Annotated in this window: 18 protein-coding genes; 8 read left to right on the forward strand and 10 right to left on the reverse strand. The window is 63.3% G+C overall.

The annotated features are described in order from the left end of the window. Positions 1-41 precede the first annotated feature (41 nt). Positions 42-1,667, forward strand: coding sequence for a methyl-accepting chemotaxis protein (locus tag AC58X1_RS17360; protein ID WP_150572820.1), 1,626 nt, complete (start codon positions 42-44; stop codon positions 1,665-1,667). A gap of 30 nt (positions 1,668-1,697) precedes the next feature. Here the strand turns inward: AC58X1_RS17360 and gbcB are convergent, their stop codons facing one another. Continuing rightward, a complete protein-coding gene (gene gbcB, locus AC58X1_RS17365) occupies positions 1,698-2,798 on the reverse strand; it encodes a glycine betaine monooxygenase reductase subunit (protein WP_188036806.1) in 1,101 nt (366 codons plus the stop codon). Between the two features lie 293 nt (positions 2,799-3,091). On the opposite strand from gbcB, the gene gbca reads away from it, so the two are divergent. Further along, on the forward strand, positions 3,092-4,384 hold the full coding sequence (gbca, locus tag AC58X1_RS17370; protein ID WP_103435265.1) for a glycine betaine monooxygenase oxygenase subunit: 1,293 nt from the start codon (positions 3,092-3,094) through the stop codon (positions 4,382-4,384). Positions 4,385-5,071: 687 nt separating this feature from the next. On the opposite strand, the gene etfB is transcribed toward gbca, so the two are convergent. From etfB to AC58X1_RS17400, 6 genes are all read right to left on the reverse strand, one after another. Further along, on the reverse strand, positions 5,072-5,842 hold the full coding sequence (gene etfB, locus AC58X1_RS17375) for an electron transfer flavoprotein subunit beta (protein ID WP_447731961.1): 771 nt from the start codon (positions 5,840-5,842) through the stop codon (positions 5,072-5,074). Positions 5,843-5,852: 10 nt separating this feature from the next. After that, positions 5,853-7,085 (reverse strand): electron transfer flavoprotein subunit alpha, encoded by a 1,233-nt coding sequence (etfA, locus tag AC58X1_RS17380; protein ID WP_312387175.1) that lies wholly within the window; start codon positions 7,083-7,085, stop codon positions 5,853-5,855. Continuing rightward, complete coding sequence (gene dgcB / locus AC58X1_RS17385) at positions 7,085-9,037, reverse strand: dimethylglycine demethylation protein DgcB (RefSeq protein ID WP_497429212.1); 1,953 nt, start codon at positions 9,035-9,037, stop codon at positions 7,085-7,087. The genes etfA and dgcB overlap by 1 nt, the downstream gene beginning before the upstream one ends. A 202-nt stretch (positions 9,038-9,239) precedes the next feature. Next, a complete protein-coding gene (gene dgcA, locus AC58X1_RS17390; protein WP_101322481.1) occupies positions 9,240-11,300 on the reverse strand; it encodes a dimethylglycine demethylation protein DgcA in 2,061 nt (686 codons plus the stop codon). A gap of 21 nt (positions 11,301-11,321) precedes the next feature. Next, a complete protein-coding gene (locus AC58X1_RS17395) occupies positions 11,322-11,852 on the reverse strand; it encodes a DUF5943 domain-containing protein (protein ID WP_101322482.1) in 531 nt (176 codons plus the stop codon). 75 nt (positions 11,853-11,927) lie between these two features. Then, positions 11,928-12,905, reverse strand: a complete 978-nt coding sequence (locus AC58X1_RS17400; RefSeq protein WP_086976918.1) for a dipeptidase — start codon at positions 12,903-12,905, stop codon at positions 11,928-11,930. Between the two features lie 233 nt (positions 12,906-13,138). On the opposite strand from AC58X1_RS17400, the gene AC58X1_RS17405 reads away from it, so the two are divergent. Then, positions 13,139-13,540 (forward strand): lysozyme inhibitor LprI family protein, encoded by a 402-nt coding sequence (locus AC58X1_RS17405; RefSeq protein WP_371411593.1) that lies wholly within the window; start codon positions 13,139-13,141, stop codon positions 13,538-13,540. Between the two features lie 10 nt (positions 13,541-13,550). Here AC58X1_RS17405 and AC58X1_RS17410 read toward each other — a convergent pair whose 3' ends face one another. Next, positions 13,551-14,498, reverse strand: coding sequence for a GlxA family transcriptional regulator (locus tag AC58X1_RS17410; RefSeq protein ID WP_497429213.1), 948 nt, complete (start codon positions 14,496-14,498; stop codon positions 13,551-13,553). 145 nt (positions 14,499-14,643) lie between these two features. Between AC58X1_RS17410 and choX the strand changes: the two genes are divergently transcribed. The 5 genes from choX (at position 14,644) to AC58X1_RS17435 (ending at position 18,536) form a co-directional block, all read left to right on the forward strand. Then, complete coding sequence (gene choX, locus AC58X1_RS17415) at positions 14,644-15,588, forward strand: choline ABC transporter substrate-binding protein (protein WP_150570468.1); 945 nt, start codon at positions 14,644-14,646, stop codon at positions 15,586-15,588. Between the two features lie 80 nt (positions 15,589-15,668). Then, positions 15,669-16,553, forward strand: a complete 885-nt coding sequence (gene cdhC, locus AC58X1_RS17420) for a 3-dehydrocarnitine:acetyl-CoA trimethylamine transferase CdhC (protein WP_101322485.1) — start codon at positions 15,669-15,671, stop codon at positions 16,551-16,553. 18 nt (positions 16,554-16,571) lie between these two features. Further along, positions 16,572-17,537, forward strand: coding sequence for an L-carnitine dehydrogenase (locus tag AC58X1_RS17425; protein WP_497429214.1), 966 nt, complete (start codon positions 16,572-16,574; stop codon positions 17,535-17,537). A 10-nt stretch (positions 17,538-17,547) separates the two neighbouring features. Further along, entirely contained in the window at positions 17,548-18,039 is a 492-nt protein-coding gene (locus AC58X1_RS17430) for a thioesterase family protein (RefSeq protein WP_101322487.1), read from the forward strand. A 239-nt stretch (positions 18,040-18,278) separates the two neighbouring features. Further along, on the forward strand, positions 18,279-18,536 hold the full coding sequence (locus tag AC58X1_RS17435) for a hypothetical protein (RefSeq protein ID WP_101322488.1): 258 nt from the start codon (positions 18,279-18,281) through the stop codon (positions 18,534-18,536). Between the two features lie 6 nt (positions 18,537-18,542). On the opposite strand, the gene AC58X1_RS17440 is transcribed toward AC58X1_RS17435, so the two are convergent. Both AC58X1_RS17440 and AC58X1_RS17445 read right to left on the reverse strand, forming a co-directional pair. Further along, complete coding sequence (locus tag AC58X1_RS17440; protein ID WP_497429215.1) at positions 18,543-20,210, reverse strand: ABC transporter ATP-binding protein/permease; 1,668 nt, start codon at positions 20,208-20,210, stop codon at positions 18,543-18,545. Beyond that, positions 20,207-22,990 (reverse strand): M16 family metallopeptidase, encoded by a 2,784-nt coding sequence (locus tag AC58X1_RS17445; RefSeq protein WP_497429216.1) that lies wholly within the window; start codon positions 22,988-22,990, stop codon positions 20,207-20,209. The genes AC58X1_RS17440 and AC58X1_RS17445 overlap by 4 nt, the downstream gene beginning before the upstream one ends. Positions 22,991-22,994 lie beyond the last annotated feature (4 nt).

The following is a 22,994-nucleotide window of genomic DNA, read 5'->3' on the forward strand; positions in this document are numbered from 1 at the left end:
AGGATTGCGCGCCCCCTTACCTTGCCTGGATTGTCCAAATCATGTCCCTACGCAATATGAATATCGCCCCGCGCGCCTTGCTCGGGTTTGCCTTGATCGGCGCATTGATGCTTGGCCTTGGCGTATTTTCGCTGGTCCAGATGGGCAAGATTCGCCAGGCGGGTGTCGCCATCGAAAGCATCAACGTGCCGAGCATCAAGACCCTCGATGAGCTGACCGCGCTGAGCCTGCGCTTGCGCACGCTGTCCTATCGTCTGCTGGTCAATCGTGACCCGGCCACTCAGCAAGACACCCTGCGCCTGCTGGACGAGCGCAACGCGCAAATCGACAAGGCCCGGAGCCGTTACCAGACGTTTATCGTCGCCGCCGAAGAACAAGCCGCGTTCGATCAGTACGGCCAGTTGCTGACCCAGTACCGCCAGCTGGAAACCCGCATGCGCAACCTGAGCCAGGCCAACCGCATCGAGGAACTGGCCGACCTGCTCAACCGCGACCTGCTGACCAACTCCGAGCAGATCAACAAGGTCATGAACACCCTGCTGGAAATGAACACCGAGCAGGCGCGCAACGCCAACGCCACCGCCGCCAACCAGTACAGCACGGCGTTCACCCTGGTGATCGGCCTGCTCATCGCCGCCACCGTGCTGACCCTGATCTGCGCATTGCTGTTGACCCGCAGCATCGTCAAGCCGATCGAAGAAGCCTTGCAGGCAGCTGAACAGGTCGCCGACGGCGACCTCACCCACACCATTCGCGCCGAAGGCAGCGACGAAGCAGCGCGCCTGCAGCGAGCCATGGCCCGCATGCAGGAAAAGCTGCGCGACACCCTGCACCTGATCGCCGGCTCCTCTACCCAGCTGGCCTCGGCGGCCGAAGAGCTCAACAGCGTGACCGACGAGAGCGCGCGCGGCCTGCAGCAGCAGAACGCCGAAATCGAGCAGGCCGCCACTGCCGTTACCGAGATGACCAGCGCGGTCGAGGAAGTGGCGCGCAATGCCGTCAGCACCTCGGAGGCTTCGGCTGAAGCCAGCCGTTCCACCAGCGATGGCCGTGACCTGGTACTGGAAACCGTCAGCGCCATTGAGCGCATGAGCGGTGACGTGCAGGGTACTGCCAAGCTGATCACTCACCTGGCCGAACAGTCGCGTGATATCGGCAAGGTACTCGACGTGATTCGCGGCCTGGCCGACCAGACCAACCTGCTCGCCCTCAACGCCGCCATCGAGGCAGCGCGGGCCGGCGAGGCCGGGCGTGGTTTTGCCGTGGTGGCTGACGAAGTGCGTGCACTGGCGCATCGCACCCAGCAGTCGACCAGCGAGATCGAGCGCATGATCGGCACCATCCAGGGCGGCACCGGCCAGGCGGTCGAGTCTATGCGCACCAGCACCGAACGCGCCGAATCGACCCTGAACATCGCCCGCGGCGCGGGCCTGGCGCTGGACACCATCGCCACGGCCGTAGCACACATCAACGAGCGTAACCTGGTCATCGCCAGTGCGGCCGAAGAGCAGGCTCAGGTCGCCCGCGAAGTCGACCGTAATCTGGTCAACATCAACGACCTGTCGGTGCAAAGCGCCACGGGGGCACACCAGACCAGCGCGGCGAGTGCCGAGCTGTCGCGCCTGGCCGTTGACCTCAGCAGCCTGGTTGCACGCTTCCGCGTCTGACCCAGGCTGCAGCGCTCAAGCGGCCTCGGCTTAGTACTCGATACGAACGTCGCCGCGCGGCACGCTGCAGCAGGAGAGGATGTAGCCCTCGGCTTCATCCTCTTCGGTGATGCCGCCGTTGTGCTCCATGTCCACTTCGCCGCCCAGCTTGAGCACCTTGCAGGTGCCGCAGATGCCCATCCCGCAGGCTTTCGGGATCATCAGGCCAACCTTGGCCGCCGCCGCATGCACGGTCTCGCCCGGGGCCACGCGGATGCTCTTCTCGCTGCCGACGAACTCCACCAGGTTCAGATCGGACAGATCCACTTCCGGTGCATCGGCTGCCTGTTCGGCGTGCTCGACAGCGTCGGCCTTGGCCTCCGCCGGGGTCGCGCCAAACGACTCCTCGTGGTAGTTCTTCATGTCGAAGCCGACCGCGTCGAGCATACGCTTGACCGCGCTCATGTACGGCGTAGGCCCGCAGCAGAACACCACGCGCTCCATGTAATCCGGGGCGATCAGCTCCATCAGGCGCTGGTTCAGATACCCCCGATAACCTGCCCACGGCTCGCCCAGCCCGTGCTTCTCACAAATGATGTGCAGGCTGAAGTTGGGGATGCGCGAGGCCATCTGTTCCAGCTCGCGGTGGTAGATGATGTCCTTCGGTGAACGCGCGCTGTGGACGAACACCATGTCGACATTGGCGTTGGTGTCATAGAACCAGCGCGCCATCGACATCACCGGGGTGATACCGACGCCACCGCTAAGGTAGAGCACCTTCGGTGCCGGGAAATCGATTGCGTTGAACAAGCCGACCGGGCCGTGCACCGGCAGTTCGGCGCCTTCGTGCATGGTGTCGTGCAGGTAGTTGGACACATGCCCACCCGGTACCCGCTTGACCGTGATCGAGAAGCTGTACGGCACCGACGGCGAACTGGAGATGGTGTACGAGCGCATCACCTGCTTGCCTTCGATTTCAAGCTCCAGAGTGACGAACTGGCCGGGCTTGAAGAAGAACATGATCGGCTGGTCGGCCATGAAGCAGAAGGTGCGCACATCCCAGGTTTCCTGGATGACCTTGACGCAGCGCACGATGTGGCGGCCGTTGGCCCAGGTCTGGGTGCTGACCGGGTTGAGGAATGTTTCGGACATGTTGTTCTCCAACGGCCGACTACCGGCCTTTTATGGCTCCGATAATGCTCAAGGCCGTGGCCCGGCACATTCCCATCAGCGACATCGGCGTGCTTATCGCGACCAGCCCCGCACGACAAGGGCTGGCGCGTCGGAATTCGATTCGGCCATGTCGCCCATGGATACGGCTCAAGGCGCCCTTGATCGCACACTCCACGGCAAATAGACCTGATGTTTTCTGCACCTGCCTTGCGGCACTAAAACAACGATTAGCCACCTTTCGCCGGCCTTTATCGGCCTTGAGGATTACAACGATGGACGTCACCGCAACCCTGAGCCTGGGCGATCCACTGGAAGCTGCACGCAAGGCCACCGCCGAGATGCTGCAGACCCGCGAGCGCACCTACTCGCTGCCCCAGCCGTTCTACACTGACGAGCGTCTGTTTCAGATCGACATGCAGGAAATTTTCCAGAAGGAATGGCTGATCGCGGGCATGACCTGCGAGATCCCGACCAAGGGCAACTTCCTCACCCTGCAAGTCGGCAAAAACCCGATCATTGTCATCCGCGGCGCCGAAGGCAAGGTGCATGCGTTCCACAACGTCTGCCGCCACCGCGGCTCGCGGCTGTGCACCAGCGAGAAGGGCAAGGTCGCCAAGCTGGTCTGCCACTACCACCAGTGGACCTACGAGCTGGACGGTCGCCTGCTGTTTGCCGGCACCGAAATGGGCGATGACTTCGACATGAAGGAGTACGGCCTCAAGCCGGTCAACGTCAAGGTCGCTGGTGGCTACATCTTCATCAGCCTGGCGCAGAACCCGCCGGCGATCGACGAGTTCCTGGCTACGCTCGACCACTACATGGAACCGTACGACATGGAGAACACCAAGGTGGCGGTGCAAACCACCTTGCTGGAGAAAGCCAACTGGAAGCTGGTGCTGGAGAACAACCGCGAGTGCTACCACTGCTCGGGCTCGCACCCAGAGCTGCTCAAGACCCTGCTCGAGTGGGACGACACCAACGACCCGCGTGCCGATCAGTCGTTCAAGGACCACGTCGCCGCCTGCGCTACGGCCTGGGAAGCGGAAAAGATCCCTTACCTGCACAAGAGCCACGGCCTGCGTAACCGCATCGTGCGCATGCCGCTGCTCAAGGGCACCGTGTCCATGACCATGGACGGCAAGCAGGCGAGCAAGAAGCTCATGGGCCGCATCCAGAACCCGGACCTGGGCTCGATGCGCATCCTGCACCTGCCGCACTCCTGGAACCACTGCATGGGCGATCACATGATTGTCTTCACGGTGTGGCCGATCAGTGCTCAGGAGACCCTGGTCAGCACCAAGTGGCTGGTCCACAAGGACGCTGTTGAAGGCGTTGATTACGACCCAGAGCAGATGCGCAAGGTGTGGGACGCGACCAACGACCAGGACCGCCGTCTTGCTGAAGAGAACCAGCGCGGGATCAACTCCACTGCTTATCAGCCTGGGCCGTACTCCAAGACTTACGAGTTTGGTGTGGTCAACTTCATCGACTGGTACAGCCAGCGCGTGCTGGAAAACCTCGGGGCGGAACCTGCGCCTTATCTGAAAGAAGTCGTTACGCAGTAATAGACCTGCCGGGCATGCCTATGGGTGTGCCCGGCAAGTTGTCCACAGGTACCCGGCAGCATCCTCAGACCTCGCTCCACTCCCCTCCTGATCAATTATTGATCAATTCCATGCAGGCCTTTAGATACGTGGCTTGCAGCGGATGCCGAACATGTTGTCCACAGAAGCGCCAACAGACTTTGTGAACAACGTTCGCTACACATGTGGATAAGCTATCGAGAGCCCTGAATCTCAGGCATCTGAGCATCATGTGAAGAAGATTGATCGAATTTTGATCAATTCCATGTAAGCCACGGACTACGTGGCCTAGCGAGTTAGCCGAACAGTTTATCCACAGGCCGGCTAACAGCGATTGTGGGCAACTTCAAAGCTCGAACACGCAAAAAAGCCATGAAAATCCATGGCTTAGCCTGATCAATTATTGTACAGCTGGCTGTATGCCGCGAATTCAAAGGGCTGCAGGCATTAGCGAACACTTTATCCACAGCCTGGCTAACAGCAAATGTGCGTAACACCACTGCCCCCTGTAGGGGCGGCCTTGTGTCGCGAAAGGCCCGCAGAGCGGGCCCAACGATGTCAGCGGTGAAGTTGAAATGCAGGGCCGCTTCGCAGCCCTTTCGCGACACAAGGCCGCTCCTACAGGGACCGCGCGCCACCGCCGTACCCGCATGAGTCGGGAGGCCGCTACTAGCGCAGCACTCCTTCCTCTACCAGCAGCTTGAGGATGGCGTCGGCGCCTTCCTGGGGAGAAACATCCTTCAGCACCTTGCCGCCACCACCGCTGGCCTTGGCTGTTGCAGCCTTCATCCGATCCGCGCCGCTCTTGGCCTTGATCACCTTGAGCCGCTTGGGCCGTGGCCGGGCCGGTTGCAGCTCGGCATCCGCCAGCAGCTCATCTTCGACAATCGCCACATCACGCGCTGCCAGCACTCCACGCCGCGCAGGTCCGAACGCGCTTTGGCGTGGCTTGGGCGCTGCGTTATCCACAGTGGCCAGCAACGGCAAGCGCACTTTCAACCGGCGCCGCTGACCACGCGGCAGCGCCTGCAATACCTGGGCGGTGCCATTCTCGATCGACTCGACCTCGGCCAGCCCAACAATCAATGGCCACCCCAGCTTCTCGGCGAGCAAGAACGGCAACATGCCGGAACCCTCGCCGGTCTCGGCCTGGCTGCCGGTCAACACCAACTGGGCGCCAGCATCACGTAGATAGTCGCCAAGCACCTCAAGCACGTCCGCTCCGGCCGGCTGTTCGAGCACATCCAGATGATCCAGGCCCATGCCCAGATAAGCACGCAGCGCCTCCTGGCGGTGATCGCCAGCATGTACCACCTGCAAGTTATCCCCAGCCAGCTGCAACCCCAGCTCGACCGCACGGGCATCCTGCTCGGCCCGGCGACTACGGCCAGAGCCGGGATGAGCACCAATGGAAACCAGGCTAATGACCTTTGTACTCATGTTGGAACCCTTATGCCGCGTCGCGCTGGCCGCCGCTGCGGTAGTTATCCACAGCTTCGATCAGAGCCTGAAGAATCGCCGCGCTGTCGCCAATCACTGACAGGTCGGCCCGTTTGATCATGTCGCAGCCAGGGTCCATGTTCACCGCCACCACCTTGTCACAGGCACCAATGCCCTGCAGGTGCTGGATCGCGCCTGAGATGCCGACCGCGACGTACACCCGTGCGGTAACCCAGGTACCGGTGGCACCCACCTGGCGCGTACGCGGCATGAAGCCGTCGTCGACCGCCACCCGCGAGGCACCTTCGGTGGCGCCCAATGCAGCGGTGGCACGGTGGAACAGCTCCCAGTCCTTGACGCCGTTACCGCCAGAGACGATGAATTCCGACTCGGCCATGGCAATGGCGGCCGGGTCGACCGCCACCGAGCCAAGGTCTTCGATGCGCGACAAGCTGCGCGCAACGCTTGTGGACAACTCGACAGGCAGCGCCTCATGGCGGGTTTCACTGACCGGCTCGGCGCATTCGGCAGCAGCCAGAATCAGCCGTGCCATGCCCCGTTGCAGGTCTTGTTGGCCCGCGCCAGCACGGCCGATGCACTGGCCATCCTTGATCTGCCAGACCCGCGTCGCCGGGCGTTCACCCAGTGATGCAGCAAAGCGCCGGCCAAGCTCACCGCCACCGGTGCGGCTGTCGGGCAGCAGCCAGTGCTGCGGGGCAAACTGGTTATCCACAGCGCGCAGGCCCTGCACCAGTTGCTCCGGTGCATAACCCTGGAATGCCTCGCCTTCGATCACCAGCAGGCGATCGACACCGGCGGCGCCGAAGTTGCTTTCCTTGTGCTCGCCAAAAACAATTGCCAGCACAGCGCCATCCTTGCCGGCCAGGCTGTGGGCCAGGCCGAGCAAGTCGCGGTCGTGAGGGCCAAGGCGGCCGCCGACCATGTCCGGGACCACGGCGATGTAGAACGCAGGATCTGCCACCTGATGTAGCGGCAACTGCACTTCAGCTGCAGCCGTACGCCGGCCCCCGGTAGCGGTGCCTTGTTGCGCACCGCTGCGGTCCAGGCGTTTGAGGCCGCTGGCCGCAATGAAGCCTGCGGCAATTGCGTGGGGGTTCTTACGGATGATGCCATTGGGCCCCATCCAGCTGGTTTGCTGGGTCTGCATCGCTGCGTGCAGCGGATGCAGACGGTTACGGGCGATCCACTCGGCGCGTGGGTCGCGGCGGATGATGTCGCTCATCAATGCACCTCCGCAGGTTCACGTTTGGCTGCTGCAGCTTTCGCAGTAGCTGGAGCATCGGCTTCGATCAGCACATCGGCGACCAACTCGGCGAGGTCCTTGATCAGTGGCCGTGGTTCGACCACGCCTTCAAGCATCGCGGTGCACTGTGGGCAACCCACGGCGACCACTTCGGCCTCGGTTTCGCGGATGTCGTCCATGCGCATATCGGGGATCCGTTGCTTGCCCGGGATGTCGGTGATCGGCGCACCGCCACCGCCGCCGCAGCAGCGTGAACGGAAGCCCGAGCGCTGCATCTCGCGTACTTCGATGCCCAGCGCCTTGAGCACTTCGCGCGGCGCCTCGTACTCGCCGTTGTAGCGGCCCAGGTAGCACGGGTCGTGATAGGTCACGCTGGAACCTTTGTGCTGGCCTAGGTTGAGCTTGTTGGCGGCGATCAGCTCGGCGATATAAGTGCTGTGGTGCAGCACCTGATAGTCACCACCGAGCGCGCCGTATTCATTCTTCAGCACATGGAAGCTGTGCGGGTCGCAGGTGACGATGCGCTTGAAGCGGTATTGCGCCAGGGTCTGGATATTGCGTTTGGCCAGTTGCTGGAAGGTAGCTTCATCGCCCAGGCGACGGGCGACGTCGCCGCTGTCGCGTTCTTCCAGGCCGAGCACGGCAAAGTCCACGCCTGCCGCCTTCAGCACTTTGACGAAGGCACGCAGGGTGCGCTGGTTGCGCATGTCGAAGGCGCCATCACCGACCCAGAACAGCACCTCGGTGGTTTTCACCTCGCTGAGCAGCTGCAGGTTGAGGTCGGCGGCCCAGTTCATTCGCCCACCCGGGTTGAAGCCGCCCGGGTTGTCGGTGGCGATCAGGTTGTCGAGCACCTCGGCGCCCTTGTTCGGCGTGGCGCCGCGTTCCAAAGTCAGGTGACGGCGCATGTCGACGATGGCATCGACGTGCTCGATCATCATCGGGCATTCCTCGACGCAGGCACGGCAAGTGGTGCAGGACCACAGCGTGTCGGCATCGACCAGGCCATTGACGATCGGCTGATGCGGATGGCCGCCATGCTCGCCCAGCGGCTTGCCCGGATACGGGCTGCCGGCGAACTTGGCGTCGGTGCCACCGGCCAGGCCGATGACCATGTCCTGGATCAGCTTCTTCGGGTTCAGTGGCTGACCGGCGGCGAACGCCGGGCACATCGCCTCACACTTGCCGCATTGCACGCAGGCGTCAAAACCGAGCAGTTGGTTCCAGGTGAAATCGGCAGGCTTTTCTACACCGAGCAGCGCGTTCGGGTCTTCCAGATCAATTGGCTTGAGCCCGGTCGAGCGGCCACCGCCAAAGCGTTCGGCGCGGCGGTGCCAGGCCAGGTGCAGAGCACCGGCGAAGGCGTGCTTCATCGGCCCGCCCCAGGTCATGCCGAAGAACAGCTCGGACACGCCCCACAACACACCAAGGCCCAGCACCGCGACCATCACCCAGCCGCCAGTATTGGCGGGCAGGATGCCGGCCACCGGCAGCGTCGCAATGAAGAAGCTTGCAGCGAATATCAACAGGCTTTTCGGCAGGCGCATCCACGGCCCTTTGGACAGCCGCGCAGGCGGATTGAGGCGCCGCTTGAAGACGAACAGTGCGCCGGTGAACATGATCACGGTGGCGACCAGCAGGGCGTAGCCAAGGATCTTGTTCTGCAGGCCAAAGCCATGCACCAGAATCGCCAGCGCTGCCGACAACACAAAGCCGCCTGCAGTGGCGACGTGGGTGTTGGACATGTACTTGTCGCGCTCGACCACATGGTGCAGATCCACCAGGTAGCGCCGCGGCATGGCCAGCAGGCCGCCGAGCAGGTTGACCTTGGACGGCCGGCCACGGCGCCACATGCGCACCCGGCGCAACGCGCCGAGCACTGCCAGGCCAAGGGCCGCGAACAGCAGAATGGGTAGAAGGGTGTTCAACATGGGAGGCTCCCACAACAGCTGAAATCGTGCGCCGCTCTCAAGCAAGCGCGGCGCGGACCCCTGTACGAGCGGCCTTGCGTCGCGAAAGGGCTGCAACGCAGCCCCAGGATCTATGTAGCGTCACAAGATCGCCGGGGCCGCTTCGCGACCCTTTCGCGACACAAGGCCGCTCCTACAGGAGGGCCAGTTCATGTGCGATCGATCAGAAGTCCTTGCACAGGCGCAAGGCGTCGTAGATCGCCGCGTGCACGTTGCGCTGGGCCACGCAGTCACCAATGCGATAGAGCAAGTAGCCTTCGCCCGGCTGGCTGAGGATCGGCTGTGGCTTGATGGCAAACAGCGCCTCCACATCGATCTGGCCCTTGTTGCGCGACCCCTCTTTGAGCCCGTAGTACAGCTCTTCGTCAGGACGCACACCGTTCTCGATCACCACCTGGTCAACCACCCGCTCTTCCTTGGCCCCGGTGTATTCGTTTTCCAGCACCGCGATCAGCTTGTCGCCTTCGCGGTAGACCTTTTCCAGCATCAGGTCGCCGGTCATGATCACTTCTTTCGGGTACATGCTGCGGTAGTAGGTCGGGAAGGTGGTGCCGCCCATGGCCACGCCTGGCTTGATGTCATCGGTGACGATCTCGACCTGGCTGCCCTTGTCGGCAATGAAGTCCGCGGTCGACATACCGGTGAATTCGCAGATGGTGTCGTACACCAGCACATTCTTGCCCGGCGCAACCTTGCCATCGAGCACGTCCCAACTGCTGACCACCAGGCCTTCGGCAGCGCCCCAATGCTCGTTCTGCTCGACGAACGGATGGCCGCCGACCGCCAGCACGATCACGTCCGGGCGCAGGTCCTGGATGGTCGCGATGTCGGCCGCAGTGCCCAGGCGCAGGTCGATCTTCAAACGGGCGAATTCGAGCTGGTACCAGCGGGTGATACCGGCAATCTGGTCGCGTTGCGGAGCCTTGGCAGCAATGGTGATCTGCCCGCCCATCTGCTCTTTCTTCTCGAACACGGTGACGTCGTGGCCACGCTCGGCGGCAACCCGCGCCGCTTCCATGCCGGCAGGGCCGGCACCGACCACCACCACCTTGCGTTTGACGCCGGTAGTCTTCTCGATGATGTGCGGCACGCCCATGTATTCACGGGAGGTCGCGGCGTTCTGGATGCACAGCACATCCAACCCTTGATACTGGCGGTCGATGCAGTAGTTGGCACCGACGCATTGTTTGATCTGGTCGATCTGGCCCATCTTGATCTTGGCGATCAGGTGCGGGTCAGCCATGTGCGCCCGAGTCATGCCGACCATGTCGACATAGCCGCCCTCGAGGATGCGCTGCGCCTGGTTCGGGTCCTTGATGTTCTGCGCGTGCAGTACCGGGACCTTGACCACTTCCTTGATGCCGGCTGCCAGGTGCAGGAACGGCTCGGGCGGGAAGCTCATGTTGGGGATAACGTTGGCCAGGGTGTTGTGGGTGTCGCAGCCCGAACCGATCACACCGAAGAAATCGAGCATGCCGGTCGCATCGTAGTACGCGGCGATCTGCTTCATGTCTTCGTGGCTGAGGCCATCGGGGTGGAACTCGTCACCACAGATGCGCATGCCCACGCAGAAGTCGTCACCAACCTCGGCGCGCACGGCCTTGAGCACTTCCATGCCGAACTTCATCCGGCCTTCGAAGCTGCCGCCCCATTCGTCGGTACGCTTGTTGACCCGCGGGCTCCAGAACTGGTCGATCATGTGCTGGTGCACCGCCGACAGTTCGACGCCATCCAGGCCACCTTCCTTGGCCCGGCGCGCAGCTTGCGCATAGTTGCCGATCACCCGCCAGATCTCTTCCGGCTCGATGGTCTTGCAGGTCGCACGGTGCACTGGCTCACGCACGCCCGACGGCGACATCAGGGTTGGCCAGTTGAAGCCGTCCCAACGCGAGCGACGGCCCATGTGGGTAATCTGAATCATGATCTTGGCGCCGTGCTTGTGCATGGCGTCGGCAAGGTTCTGGAAGTGCGGGATGATCCGGTCGGTCGACAGGTTGACCGAAGCCCACCATTCCTGCGGGCTGTCGATGGCAACCACCGACGAGCCACCACAGATGGCCAGGCCGATACCGCCCTTGGCCTTCTCTTCGTAGTATTTGACGTAACGGTCGGTGGTCATGCCGCCGTCGGTGGCATACACCTCGGCGTGAGCAGTACTCAGCACGCGGTTACGGATGGTCAGTTTGCCGATCTGGATCGGCTGGAACATTGCTTCGAAGGCCATGACGCTATCTCCGGCTCAGGCTTACAACGGCTTTGTAACGAACAGGCCATCTTCGTGGCCCTCTTCCGACCCGCCGTAGACCTGCTCTGCCACGGTGCGCAGCGAGCTGCCACGGGCGGCGAGAATCTGGTCCATGGCGCCGGCAAACCAGCCGGTGAACATGTAGTCGACCTTGCGGCCAACCTTGCCGTACACATAGACGAACGCCGAGTGCTTGAGCCTGACGCTGCAGGTGCCCTTGTCGAGGTCGATGGCTTCGATTTCAAACAGGCCCCAGCCGCGCTGGGACAGGCGCTTCATGTAGTGTTCGAACACCGCCACGCCTTCCAGGCCATGGCATTCGGCTTCTTTTTCACACCAGTGCCAGGCCGACTTGTAGCCGGCCTTGTAGAGGATCTCGGCATAGGCGTCGGCGCCCAGTACTTCTTCGATACCCATGTGGTTGTTGACGAAGAAATGGCGTGGCACATACAGCATCGGCAGCGCGTCGGAAGTCCAGACACCGGTCTCGCTGTCGACTTCGATTGGCAATTGCGGGGCGATCTTGGCCATGGAAACTTAACTCCAGAAATTTTTGAGAGATGGCCCAGACTGTTTTGGCCTGGGCAGAGCGGTTTGGAGTGCGGCTTACTCGCCCCACACATCCTTGAGCACGTTGACCCAGTTCTCGCCCATGATCTTGCGCACCACGCGTTCGCTGTGGCCGCGCTTGAGCAGGGTTTCGGTGAGGTTGGGGAACTCGCCTACAGTGCGGATGCCAAGCGGGTTGATGATCTTGCCGAAGTTGGTCAGACGGCGGGCGTAGCCCTTGTCGTGGGTCAGGTATTCGAAGAACTCCTGGCCGTGACCCTGGGTAAAGTCGGTGCCGATGCCGATGGAATCTTCACCGACGATGTTCATGGTGTATTCGATCGCCTCGGCGTAATCGTCGATGGTCGAATCGATGCCCTTGGCCAGGAACGGCGCAAACATGGTCACGCCAACGAAGCCGCCGTGGTCGGCGATGAACTTGAGTTCGGCATCGGACTTGTTGCGCGGGTGTTCTTTCAGGCCCGACGGCAGGCAGTGCGAGTAGCACACCGGTTTTTTCGATTCGAGGATGACTTCTTCGGAGGTTTTCGAGCCAACGTGGGACAGGTCGCACATGATCCCGACGCGGTTCATCTCGGCGACGATTTCGCGACCGAAACCAGACAGGCCGCCATCACGCTCGTAGCAACCGGTGCCGACCAGGTTCTGGGTGTTGTAGCACATCTGCACGATGCCGACGCCGAGCTGCTTGAACACATCGACGTAGGCGATCTGGTCCTCGAAGGCGTGGGCGTTCTGGAAGCCGAAGAGGATGCCGGTCTTGCCCAGTTCCTTGGCCTTGCGGATGTCGGCGGTGGTGCGTACCGGCATCACCAGGTCGCTGTTGTCGCGGATCAGCTTCTGGCTGGCGGCGATCTGGTCGACGGTGGCCTTGAACCCTTCCCACACCGACACTGTGCAGTTGGCTGCGGTCAGGCCGCCTTTACGCATGTCCTCGAACAGCTCGCGGTTCCACTTGGCGATGATCAGGCCATCGATGACGATGCTGTCGGCGTGTAATTCGGCTGGGCTCATCAGGCTGTCCCCTTTTTGATATGGGTTGCGCCGAATCAGGTGTCGGCGTTTAGGGCCAGCATATGCCTGCGCGAACGACGAGCCGGATGCAAAAACGACAAGGGCCATACCGAAAGCGTCAAAGCCCTCATCGCGACAGTTGGCTTCATGACAAATGTCGCTCAAGCCTGTTCAAGGGGGCAGCGCTGAGCGAGAATTGCCCGACTTTTTCATGGGAAGTGAACATGCTGCGGATCAATTCATTGATAGGCCTGACTTTATTGTTGAGCGCGCCGTTCGCGTTCGCCGCCGACGATGAGTCCACCCCATGCGACAACGTCGACAGCGATGCCCAGGGCTACGCCTGCGCCGCCTACAACAAGCAGACCGCCGAACGTGAGCTGCAAGCGGCGTTCGATGACCTGATCCAGCGGATTCGCGACCAGTATCCGGATGAGGGCGACAAGGTGCAGAGCCTGTCCGAGCGTTTCCGCGCTGCGCAGACCCTGTGGACGCAACTGCGCGATGCCGACTGCAAGGTCGAGACCGCCGCTGAAAAACCCGGCAGCAAGGCCTTCGAAGCCGCCTGGAACACCTGCGTGGCGCAGCGCAGCGATGATCGCTCCGAATACCTGCAGTCGATCGGCCAGCAATAATCCGCCGCCTTCATGACGCCGCACTGGTGTGGCGGTCGGCCCGCGGGCAGCGCTCGAAGCGTGCCCGGTAACAGCGGGTAAAGTATGACGCCGAGTCAAAGCCGCAGGCGATGCTGACCTGCAGCACGCTCATGTCGGTCTGGCGTAGCAACTGGCGCGCCTTGTCCAGCCGCAGGCGCAGATAGAAGCCGCTCGGCGTGTCGTTCAGGTGCAGCCGGAACAACCGCTCCAACTGGCGCCGGGTGACCTGGATCAGGTCGGCCAGCACCTGGGTATGCAACGGCTCCTCGGTATTGCGCTCCATCTCGCCGATCACCTTGACCAGCTTCTTGTTGCTCAGCCCGTAGCGCGCGGCAATCTGCATGCGCTGGTGATCCTGGCGCGGGCGGATGCGGCCGAGCACGAATTGCTCCGAGACCTGTACCGCCAACTCGCTGCCATGGGCCTGGGCGATCAGATCGAGCATCAGGTCGATCGAGGCCGTACCACCGGCACAGGTGATCCGCCGTCGGTCGATCTCGAACAACTCCTGCGTGGCCTGCAAGCGTGGGTAGCGCTCCTTGAACGCTTCCAGCGCTTCCCAGTGCAAAGTCGCCCGGTAGCCTTCGAGCAGGCCGGCTTCAGCCAGCAGCATCGCGCCGGTATCGATCCCGCCGAGGATCACTCCTTCATACTCGAGCCGGCGCAGTGCCTGCTGCAAACCCAGGCTGTAGTGCGCCAGCGGGTCAAAGCCGGCCACCACCAACAGCATCTGCGGCGCCGCCTCCCCCGCCAATGCAGCATCGGCATTGACCGACATGCCATTGCTCGCCTGCACCGCGCCGCCGTCCAGGCTGAGCACGCGCCAGCGATATAACGTCCCGCGAAAGCGGTTGGCCACCCGCAACGGCTCCAGGGCACTGATGAAGCCCATCGCGGAAAAACCCGGCAACAGCAGAAAGTGAATGGTAACGGCCATCGAGGGCTCCCGCACAAGGTAGTCGCCAGGGTGCAAATGTTGGTCGCCAGCGTGCGACTTTTGCCTGGGCTTGCCGGGTAGCTTAGTCACACGGCCCGCAGAGGTCGCCCACCATAACAACATGCACTGCCGATGGAGAGCCACCATGCACAGCTTGATCCGCCGCAGCCTGTTACCCCTTGTGTTGAGTACCAGCTTTGCCCTGCCAGCATTTGCTGGGGAACCTGCGGTGTGCCAGAAGGTCCGCCTCGGCGTGGTCAACTGGACCGACGTCATCGCCACCAGCGCGATGGCTCAGGTATTGCTCGATGGCCTGGGTTACCAGACCAAACAGACCAGTGCCTCGCAACAGATCATCTTTGCCGGCATCCGCGACAAGCGCCTGGACATGTTCCTCGGTTACTGGAACCCGATCATGAACCAGACCATCACCCCGTTCGTCGAGGCCAAACAGGTCAAGGTGCTCGCTGAGCCGAGCCTGAACGATGCCCGCGCTACCCTGGCGGTGCCCAAGTACCTGGCTGATCAGGGCCTGCAAAGCTTTGCCGACATCCACAAGTTCGAGAAGCAGCTGGGCGGCAAGATCTACGGCATAGAGCCCGGCTCAGGTGCCAATACCCAGATCAAGGCAATGATCGCCAAGAACCAGTTCGGCCTGGGCAAGTTCCAGCTGGTCGAGTCCAGCGAGGCCGGCATGCTCGCAGCGGTTGACCGCGCGGTACGGCGCAAGGAAGCGGTGGTGTTCTTCGGTTGGACCCCACACCCGATGAACGTCAACATCGACATGGTCTACCTGGGCGCCAGTGAAGACGCCCTCGGCCCGGACGAAGGCCGCGCCACAGTGTGGACAGTGACCGCGCCTGACTATGCCGAGCGCTGCCCCAACGCCAGCCGGCTGCTGGCCAACCTGACCTTCAGCGCCGAGACCGAGAGCCGCATGATGCAGCCGCTGCTCGATCACAAGGACGCGCTGGAATCAGCCCGCAAATGGCTGCAGGAGCACCCCGAAGACAAAGCCCGCTGGCTTGAAGGGGTGACCACCTTCGACGGCAAGCCGGCTGCCGACAACCTCAAGCTCAGCGCCAACTGATTCGGCTTTTCCGCCCACTGACCGGTTCAACCGGTCGGTGCGGGAGCCCTGCACCCGTATTTTGACCAGGAACCCCCAGCATGAACCACGACGTCATCATTACCTGCGCCCTCACCGGCGCTGGCGACACGGTCGCCAAGAGCCACCTGGTGCCGATCACCCCGGCGCAGATCGCCGCCGCCGCGGTCGAGGCCGCCAAGGCCGGCGCCACGGTCGTCCACTGCCATGTCCGCGACCCGCAGACCGGCCGTTTCAGCCGCGATGTCGAGCTGTACCGCGAAGTCATGCAGCGCATCCGCGAGGCCGACGTCGACATCATCGTCAACCTCACCGCCGGCATGGGTGGCGACCTGGAAATCGGCCCGGGCGAGTCGCCGATGGACTTCGGCCCCGGCACCGACCTGATCGGCCCGCTGGAGCGGCTGGCGCACATCGAGGCGCTGCTGCCGGAAATCTGCACGCTGGACTGCGGCACGCTCAACTTCGGCGATGGCAACGCCATCTACGTGTCGACTCCGGCGCAACTGCGCGCGGGCGCGAAACGGATCACCGAGCTGGGGGTCAAGGCCGAGCTGGAAATCTTCGACACCGGCCACCTGTGGTTCGCCAAGCAGATGATCAAGGAAGGCCTGCTCGATGACCCGCTGTTCCAGTTGTGCCTGGGCATCCCCTGGGGCGCGCCAGCCGACACCGGCACCATGAAGGCAATGGTCGACAACCTGCCGCAGGGTGCGACCTGGGCTGGCTTCGGCATTGGCCGCATGCAGATGCCGATGGCCGCGCAAGCCGTGCTGCTCGGCGGCAACGTGCGGGTCGGTCTGGAAGACAACCTGTACCTGGACAAAGGCGTGCTGGCCAGCAACGGCCAGCTGGTCGAGCGTGCCGTGGAGATCCTCAGCCGGCTCGGTGCACGCGTGCTCACGCCGGCTGAAGGTCGGGCAAAAATGAACCTCAAGCGCCGGTAATTGCCTCAGGAGTCGAACATGCCTTTCATTACCGATATCAAGATTTTTGCCGCGCTTGGCAGTGGCGTCATCGGCAGCGGCTGGGTCGCCCGCGCCCTCGCCCACGGCCTTGATGTAATCGCCTGGGACCCAGCCCCCGGTGCCGAACAAGCCCTGCGCCAACGGGTTGCCAATGCCTGGCCCGCGCTTGAGAAGCAAGGCCTTGCCGCAGGTGCCGCGCAACAGCGGCTGCGCTTTGTCGACAGCATCGAAGACTGCGTGCGCAACGCCGACTTCATCCAGGAAAGCGCACCCGAGCGACTGGAGCTCAAGCTCGATCTGCATGCGCGCATCAGCGCTGCCGCCAAGCCCGCTGCAATCATCGCCTCGAGCACCTCAGGGCTGCTGCCGAGTGAATTCTACGAGTCGGCCAGCCACCCGGAACGCTGCGTGGTCGGCCACCCGTTCAACCCGGTCTATCTGCTGCCGCTGGTCGAAATCGTTGGCGGCCGCAACACCGCTGCCGCAGCCATCGAAGCCGCCAAGGTCATCTACACCGCGCTCGGCATGCGCCCGCTGCACGTGCGCAAGGAAGTCCCCGGTTTTATCGCCGACCGCTTGCTTGAAGCGCTCTGGCGCGAGGCCTTGCACCTGGTCAACGACGGCGTCGCCACCACCGGCGAGATCGACGATGCGATCCGCTTTGGCGCCGGCCTGCGCTGGTCGTTCATGGGCACCTTCCTCACCTACACCCTGGCGGGTGGCGACGCTGGCATGCGCCACTTCATGGCCCAGTTCGGCCCGGCGCTGAAGCTGCCCTGGACCTACCTACCCGCGCCGGAGCTCAGCGAACAGTTGATCGAAGACGTGGTTGCCGGCACCTCGGAGCAACTCGGCGAGCGCAGTATCGCGGCCCTTGAACGCTACCGTGACGACACCCTGCTGGCCGTGCTGGAAGCGGTGAAAACCAGCAAAGCCCAGCACGGCATGAGCTTTGCGGACTGAGGAGCAGACGATGCCTGCACAGATTACCTACCGCACCCCAGTCCAGGCGGACTGGGTCGACTACAACGGCCACCTGCGCGATGCCTATTACCTGTTGATCTTCAGCTACGCCACCGATGCGCTGATGGAGCAGATCGGCCTGGACGCCGACGCACGTGGGCACAGCGGCCATTCGCTGTTTACCCTCGAGGCGCATATCAACTACCTGCACGAGGTCAAACTGGGCAGCGAGGTGTGGGTGCAAACCCACATCCTCGGCTTTGACAGCAAACGCCTGCACCTTTACCACAGCCTGCACCGGGCAGACCTCGAACAAGCACTGGCGGCCAGCGAGCAGATGCTGTTGCACGTGGACCTGGCCGGGCCCAGTGCGGCGCCGTTCAGCGACTACAGCCGGTCGCAACTGCAGGCCATGGTTGCGGCTCAAGCGCCATTGCCAGCAGACACATGGATCGGTCGTACCTTGCAGCTACCGGGCAAAAAAAACCCCGACAAGCCGTGAGCTGCCGGGGCGGGAGAGTGAGCGATATTCACTGTGACGAGTCAGGGTGACCAAACCCCACGTTGCGGTGAATGACCCCAGTGTGCGGGCCCATTGGTTGATCGAGTTAGCCATGAGCGACCTGTTCATAGCCAAAGCAGCCACCTCGGCATTCTGTTGTTGCGGGCATGTCGCGGTCGTCACAGAATCGGTCGTAAATCACAGCAGCACTCTCTTGGCGATAAGAAGGGACAACAATCATGATGCATGCGGATTTGATTGATCAGGACGACCTGCTGGGGCAAATGCGCGCTCGCGGCTTTGATATTCCCGCCGGCGCCAGCGCCGAGCAAGCCTGCGAAGTGGTCGTGCGCGGGCTGACCGAACCCAACGCACGTGCACTCAAGGGCATGGTCGAGCAGATGTACACCGGCAGCGCGACAATCCTCCCGGCAGTGCGCCAGGCCATCGAAAAACAGCTGCTGCCGGCGTTGGCGCAGTTCAACAAGCGCGCCTGATTCGGCTCATGCGGGCTGGGGCTGGGGCTCCAGCTCCAGCGTGCGCTCGAACAATTCGCCGAGGCCGACCTGGTGGGTCACCCCTACCACGGTACTCTGCGGCAACTCGCGACGGAGCATGCGCAACAGGCCATAGGCGGCGTTGAAGTCGAGCTGGCTGGTGGCTTCGTCCAGGTACAGCGTGTCGGGTTGGTACAGCAACGCCCGCGCCAGGCTCAGGCGCTGTTGTTCACCGCCACTGAGCACCCGCTCCCACTCTGCTTCGTCACCCAGGCGGCTGACCAGCTCGCTCAAACCGACCTTGACCAGTGCGTCGATCAACAGCACATCGTCGAAGCGCTGCAACTGCGGATACGCCAGCAGTTCATCCAGGCGCATCTGCGGCAGATACGGCTTTTGCGGCAGCAGCAGGCTGCGCCCGGGCGGCAACTGCCAATTACCCCGGCAGTACGGCCACAAGCCTTGCAGGGTGCGCAGCAGGGTCGACTTGCCCAGTCCGCTGCGGCCGGCCAGGCGCAGCCACTGGCCCTGGCCCACCCGCAGATCGAGATTACTCAGCAGCGCACTGCCATCTGGGCGGCACAGGGTCAGCCCTTGCGCGCACAGGCAACTGCCCTGCGGCGCGCTGACTACCTGCTGCCGGCTGGCTTCGATGGCCCGCTCGAACTGATCCAGCCGCTCCAGTGCCGCGCTCCAGCGCACCAGCTTGTTGTACAGCTTGATGAACCAGCTCAACGAATCGTGCACGGCGCTGAACGCGCTGCGGATCTGCATCAAGCCACCCAGGGTGATGGCTTTGCTCATGAACGCCGGCATGGCCGCAAACACCGGAATGATCAGGCTCAAGCGCTGGTAGGCGACGGTAAACAAGCTCAGGTCGCGCTCACGGCCGATCAACTGCCGCCAGTTGCTCGCAATCGCCTGAAAACGCCGGGCCAGTTGCTCGCGCTCGACCCCTTCGCCGCGGTACAGGGCGATCTGCTCGGCATGGTCGCGCTTGCGCAGCAGGCTCGCGCGAAAGTCCGCCTCATGGTGCTCGCGTTCGTAGTTCAGCGCGTGCAGCGGCTTACCGATCAGGTGCGTAAGGACACTGCCGGTCAGGGTATAGATGACCACGATCCACAGCAGATAGCCGTGCACGGTAACGGTTGCGCCGAACAGGCTGAAGGTCTGCACCCCGGACAGGTTCCACAGGATCAGCGCAAAGGCGCCAACCTGGGCCAGGTTGATCACCAGTGACGCCACCAATTCGATGCTCAGCCCCACCATCAGGTCGACGTCCTGGGCGATACGTTGGTCAGGGTTGTCCGGCTCGCCGCTCAGGCCCAGCCGATAGAAAGCGTGATCAGCCAGCCAGGCATCGGTCAGGCGCGCAGTCATGGCCTGGCGCCAGCGCAGTTCAAGACGTTTGCGGATGTAATCGAGGCCGACGATGATCAGTACGTAAGCGCCCAGGTACAGCGCGTACTGGCCCACCAGCCCATACAAGGCAGCGGTATCGAACGCCGCCAGGGTGTCGTAGAAAGTCTTGCTCCAGCTGTTGATCAGCACATTGATCTGCACCACCAGCAAGCCCAGGCCGATCACTGCCGCCAGCATCAACCAGCCTTGCCACTGGCCGCGATCATGCCAAAAGGGCCGGCTCAGACGAACGAATCTGCGCAGCGTATTCACAGCGCCTGCTCCAGCGCAGTCACCGACGGCAGCAAGCGCAATTGCACCTGATTATCCTGCGGGAACAACAGCCGCGCCTGCTGCTGCAGGGCCGGCAAGCTTAGCGCTGCCGGCAACTGCGCCTGGCTGCGCAGGTAGCGTGGGTCTTGCCAGTGACGTTCGCTGAGGATCAAGCGCTTGAACTGAGTCTGCGGGTCGTCGCGGCGCTTGGCTTCCTGGCGGGACAGTTCGCTTCGTTGCACGGCGACCCACTGTGCATCCACATCCAGTTCGGCCAGGGTCTGCTGCGCCAGCGCCCACAGCTCATCGACCCGGGCCGGGTCGCAGGTGAAGTTCAAGCGGCTCTCGATGCGCTGGGTCTGTGGGTTGAGTTCGCTGTCGAACTGCAAGCGGTAGATCCCCGAGGCTTCCCCGCGCAGGCGCTGCTTGAGACGCTGGTTGGCCAGATCGCGCAGGGTGGCCACGCGCATGGCCGCTTCAGGGCTCCAGGCCTGCGGCTGATAACTGCTGGCCTCGAGCACGGCCCTGGGCTCCAGCGCGATGGCCAGGTCATGCCGACGCTGGCCGGGTTGCTGCATAACCGGCTTGCTCGGCAAGACGGACGTGCGCGGCACGCTGGCGAGCTGCTCGCGCACCAGCGGCTGCAGTTGGGCAGGGTCAATGTCGGCCATCAGGTAGTAGGTGACAGGCGCACCCGCCAAGCGCTGCCAATCAGCACGCAGTTGCTCGCTGGTCAACGCTTGCAGCGTGGCAGGCGTTGGCGACTGCCACACATCGGCGCCGAACTTGAGCCGACGCTGCTGGCTGTCCTGCTGGCTGCGCACATCATCCGGGCGGCTGTTGCTGCGAGCCAGCAGATCCGCGCGTGCCTCGCTGAACAGCGCCGGGTCGATGTTCGCCTGCTGGCTCAGGCGATAGCTCTGAAACAGGCTTGGCAGCTGCTCGGGCGCTGCGCTGAGGTTCATCTGCAGGCGCTGCGGTGAGTGCTCCAGGCTGATGGTGGCGCGCTGCTGTTTGCGCCACTCGGTCAACGCCTGGCTTGCGCCTGCCTGCGGGGCACTGGCCAGCGCCAGTTGCGCCGCCATCTGCAAGCGCCAGGCCGGCGCACCGTCGATGTTGTAGCCCGCCGATGATTCCGCTTGCAGCAACCACTTGCCGTCCGGGCCGTTGCGGCGCAGCCAGACCAGCCGATCACCGTTGCTCAACTGCCAGTGCTCGACCTGCTCTTGAGCAAAAGCCTTGCGCGCAACGATGGTGCCGGCCGGGCCGGGTGCAGGCAGCTCGAAGCGAGGCGTTGCAGCGACCTTGGGCGCTTCGCTGACGGGTGCCGACAGGCGTGTCTGGGCAATGCTTGCCTGCAGCGCTTCGACTTGCGCGACCGTCGGCAGGCGCACCAGGCTGGCCTCTGGCGCGCTGATCTGCAGCACCCGGTCACGGCTGGCGAGCCAGCGCTGCAGGCGCTGCTCAAGGTCGCTGCGATCGATCTGCTCAAGCACTTCGAGATAACGCCCGGCGGTGGCCTGACGATCGGTCACCCGCCCTTCAGGGGCAGTAGCGTTGCTCAGTTGCTCGACCCACTGTTCGAAGCTGCGCGGTTTGGTATTGGCCACCGTCTTCTCACCGAGGCCGCGAATATGCGCCTGCTCGCGTTGGAAATCGGCCTCGCTGAACCCATGCTGGCGCAGCCGCTCGATCTCGCTGAGCAACTGGCGTAGCGCCTGATCGTGGGCCTGGCCCTCGACACTGGCGGCGATCCCCAGCACGGTCGACTGCCTGCCAATCAGGGTCTTCTGCGCAATCAGGCTACGCACGCCCGGTTGCAGCGGTTGGCGGCGCAGGCTGTCGAGCAGGACGGCCAGGGTCATGCGGTCGATCAGCCGCTCACGCAAGGCATTGCGGCTGCTGCCGCGGCTGTCCGGCTCATGCAGGCGCAGCAGCAGCGAGACTTGATTGCTGCCCGACTGCGGGTCGTGCAGGTGGAAGACCTTGAGGCTGTTGTCCAGCGGCAGGTCGCGATAGGCCCGCGCCGGGCTGCCAGTGCCAGCGGCCTTGCCGAAGGCCTGCTCGATCTGCGCCAACATCGCCGCCGGTTCAAAGTCACCGACCGCCGAGATGACCATGTTGCCAGGCTGGTACCACTTCGCCTGGTACGCCTGCAGGCTGCCCAGGCTGGCACTGCGGATCGCCGCTTCATTGCCGATGGTGCGGTGTTCGGGGTAGCGCGAGCCGACCCGCTGCGACGCCGTGCGCTGCTGGTTCATGCGCTGGGCCACGCCAAGGCCGCCGCGCCATTCTTCGATGACGATCGGCCGCTCGCGCTCAAGGTCCGCCGCCGTGTAGTCAGCCGCAAAAACCATGTCTGCAAGTACCTGCAAGGCCTGCGGAGTCTGCTTCACGCCAGCCGGCGGGCTGAGCATGTACTGGGTGCGTTCATAGTTGGTCATGGCATTGAAGTGCCTGCCCTGCACCCAGCCCAGCTCGGTCATGCGCTCGCGCACGTTGCTGTTCTGCCCGGCGCGGCTGTGGAACAGCAAGTGCTCGACCATGTGCGCGACGCCAACCTGGTCTTCAGCTTCGTCGATGGAGCCGGCGTTCACCGCCAGGCGCAAATCGAGCCGGCCGGGCTGGCTGGTCTCGCGCACCAGCCGGTATTGCAGGCCGTTGGCCAGGGTACCCTGGCTGACTGCCGTGTCCCACGGCAGCGGTGTATCGGCGTCAGGCAGCGCTGCGCAGGCGCCGAGCAGCAGCGGGCCAAGCAGGCCGGCAATGAGCTTTTTCATCAAG

It is taken from the genome of Pseudomonas sp. PGPR N4, from assembly GCF_059693665.1.

What these genes read in the sequence shown, in the direction of transcription:
- AC58X1_RS17395 (WP_101322482.1), bottom strand. Translation starts at nt 11,852, where the DNA reads ATGGCCAAGATCGCCCCGCAATTGCCAATCGAAGTCGACAGCGAGACC.
- AC58X1_RS17360 (WP_150572820.1), top strand. Translation starts at nt 42, where the DNA reads ATGTCCCTACGCAATATGAATATCGCCCCGCGCGCCTTGCTCGGGTTT.
- dgcA (WP_101322481.1), bottom strand. Translation starts at nt 11,300, where the DNA reads ATGGCCTTCGAAGCAATGTTCCAGCCGATCCAGATCGGCAAACTGACC.
- AC58X1_RS17430 (WP_101322487.1), top strand. Translation starts at nt 17,548, where the DNA reads ATGCCTGCACAGATTACCTACCGCACCCCAGTCCAGGCGGACTGGGTC.
- dgcB (WP_497429212.1), bottom strand. Translation starts at nt 9,037, where the DNA reads ATGTTGAACACCCTTCTACCCATTCTGCTGTTCGCGGCCCTTGGCCTG.
- AC58X1_RS17410 (WP_497429213.1), bottom strand. Translation starts at nt 14,498, where the DNA reads ATGGCCGTTACCATTCACTTTCTGCTGTTGCCGGGTTTTTCCGCGATG.
- AC58X1_RS17435 (WP_101322488.1), top strand. Translation starts at nt 18,279, where the DNA reads ATGATGCATGCGGATTTGATTGATCAGGACGACCTGCTGGGGCAAATG.
- gbcB (WP_188036806.1), bottom strand. Translation starts at nt 2,798, where the DNA reads ATGTCCGAAACATTCCTCAACCCGGTCAGCACCCAGACCTGGGCCAAC.
- etfA (WP_312387175.1), bottom strand. Translation starts at nt 7,085, where the DNA reads ATGAGCGACATCATCCGCCGCGACCCACGCGCCGAGTGGATCGCCCGT.
- etfB (WP_447731961.1), bottom strand. Translation starts at nt 5,842, where the DNA reads ATGAGTACAAAGGTCATTAGCCTGGTTTCCATTGGTGCTCATCCCGGC.
- AC58X1_RS17425 (WP_497429214.1), top strand. Translation starts at nt 16,572, where the DNA reads ATGCCTTTCATTACCGATATCAAGATTTTTGCCGCGCTTGGCAGTGGC.
- AC58X1_RS17445 (WP_497429216.1), bottom strand. Translation starts at nt 22,990, where the DNA reads ATGAAAAAGCTCATTGCCGGCCTGCTTGGCCCGCTGCTGCTCGGCGCC.
- cdhC (WP_101322485.1), top strand. Translation starts at nt 15,669, where the DNA reads ATGAACCACGACGTCATCATTACCTGCGCCCTCACCGGCGCTGGCGAC.
- gbca (WP_103435265.1), top strand. Translation starts at nt 3,092, where the DNA reads ATGGACGTCACCGCAACCCTGAGCCTGGGCGATCCACTGGAAGCTGCA.
- choX (WP_150570468.1), top strand. Translation starts at nt 14,644, where the DNA reads ATGCACAGCTTGATCCGCCGCAGCCTGTTACCCCTTGTGTTGAGTACC.
- AC58X1_RS17400 (WP_086976918.1), bottom strand. Translation starts at nt 12,905, where the DNA reads ATGAGCCCAGCCGAATTACACGCCGACAGCATCGTCATCGATGGCCTG.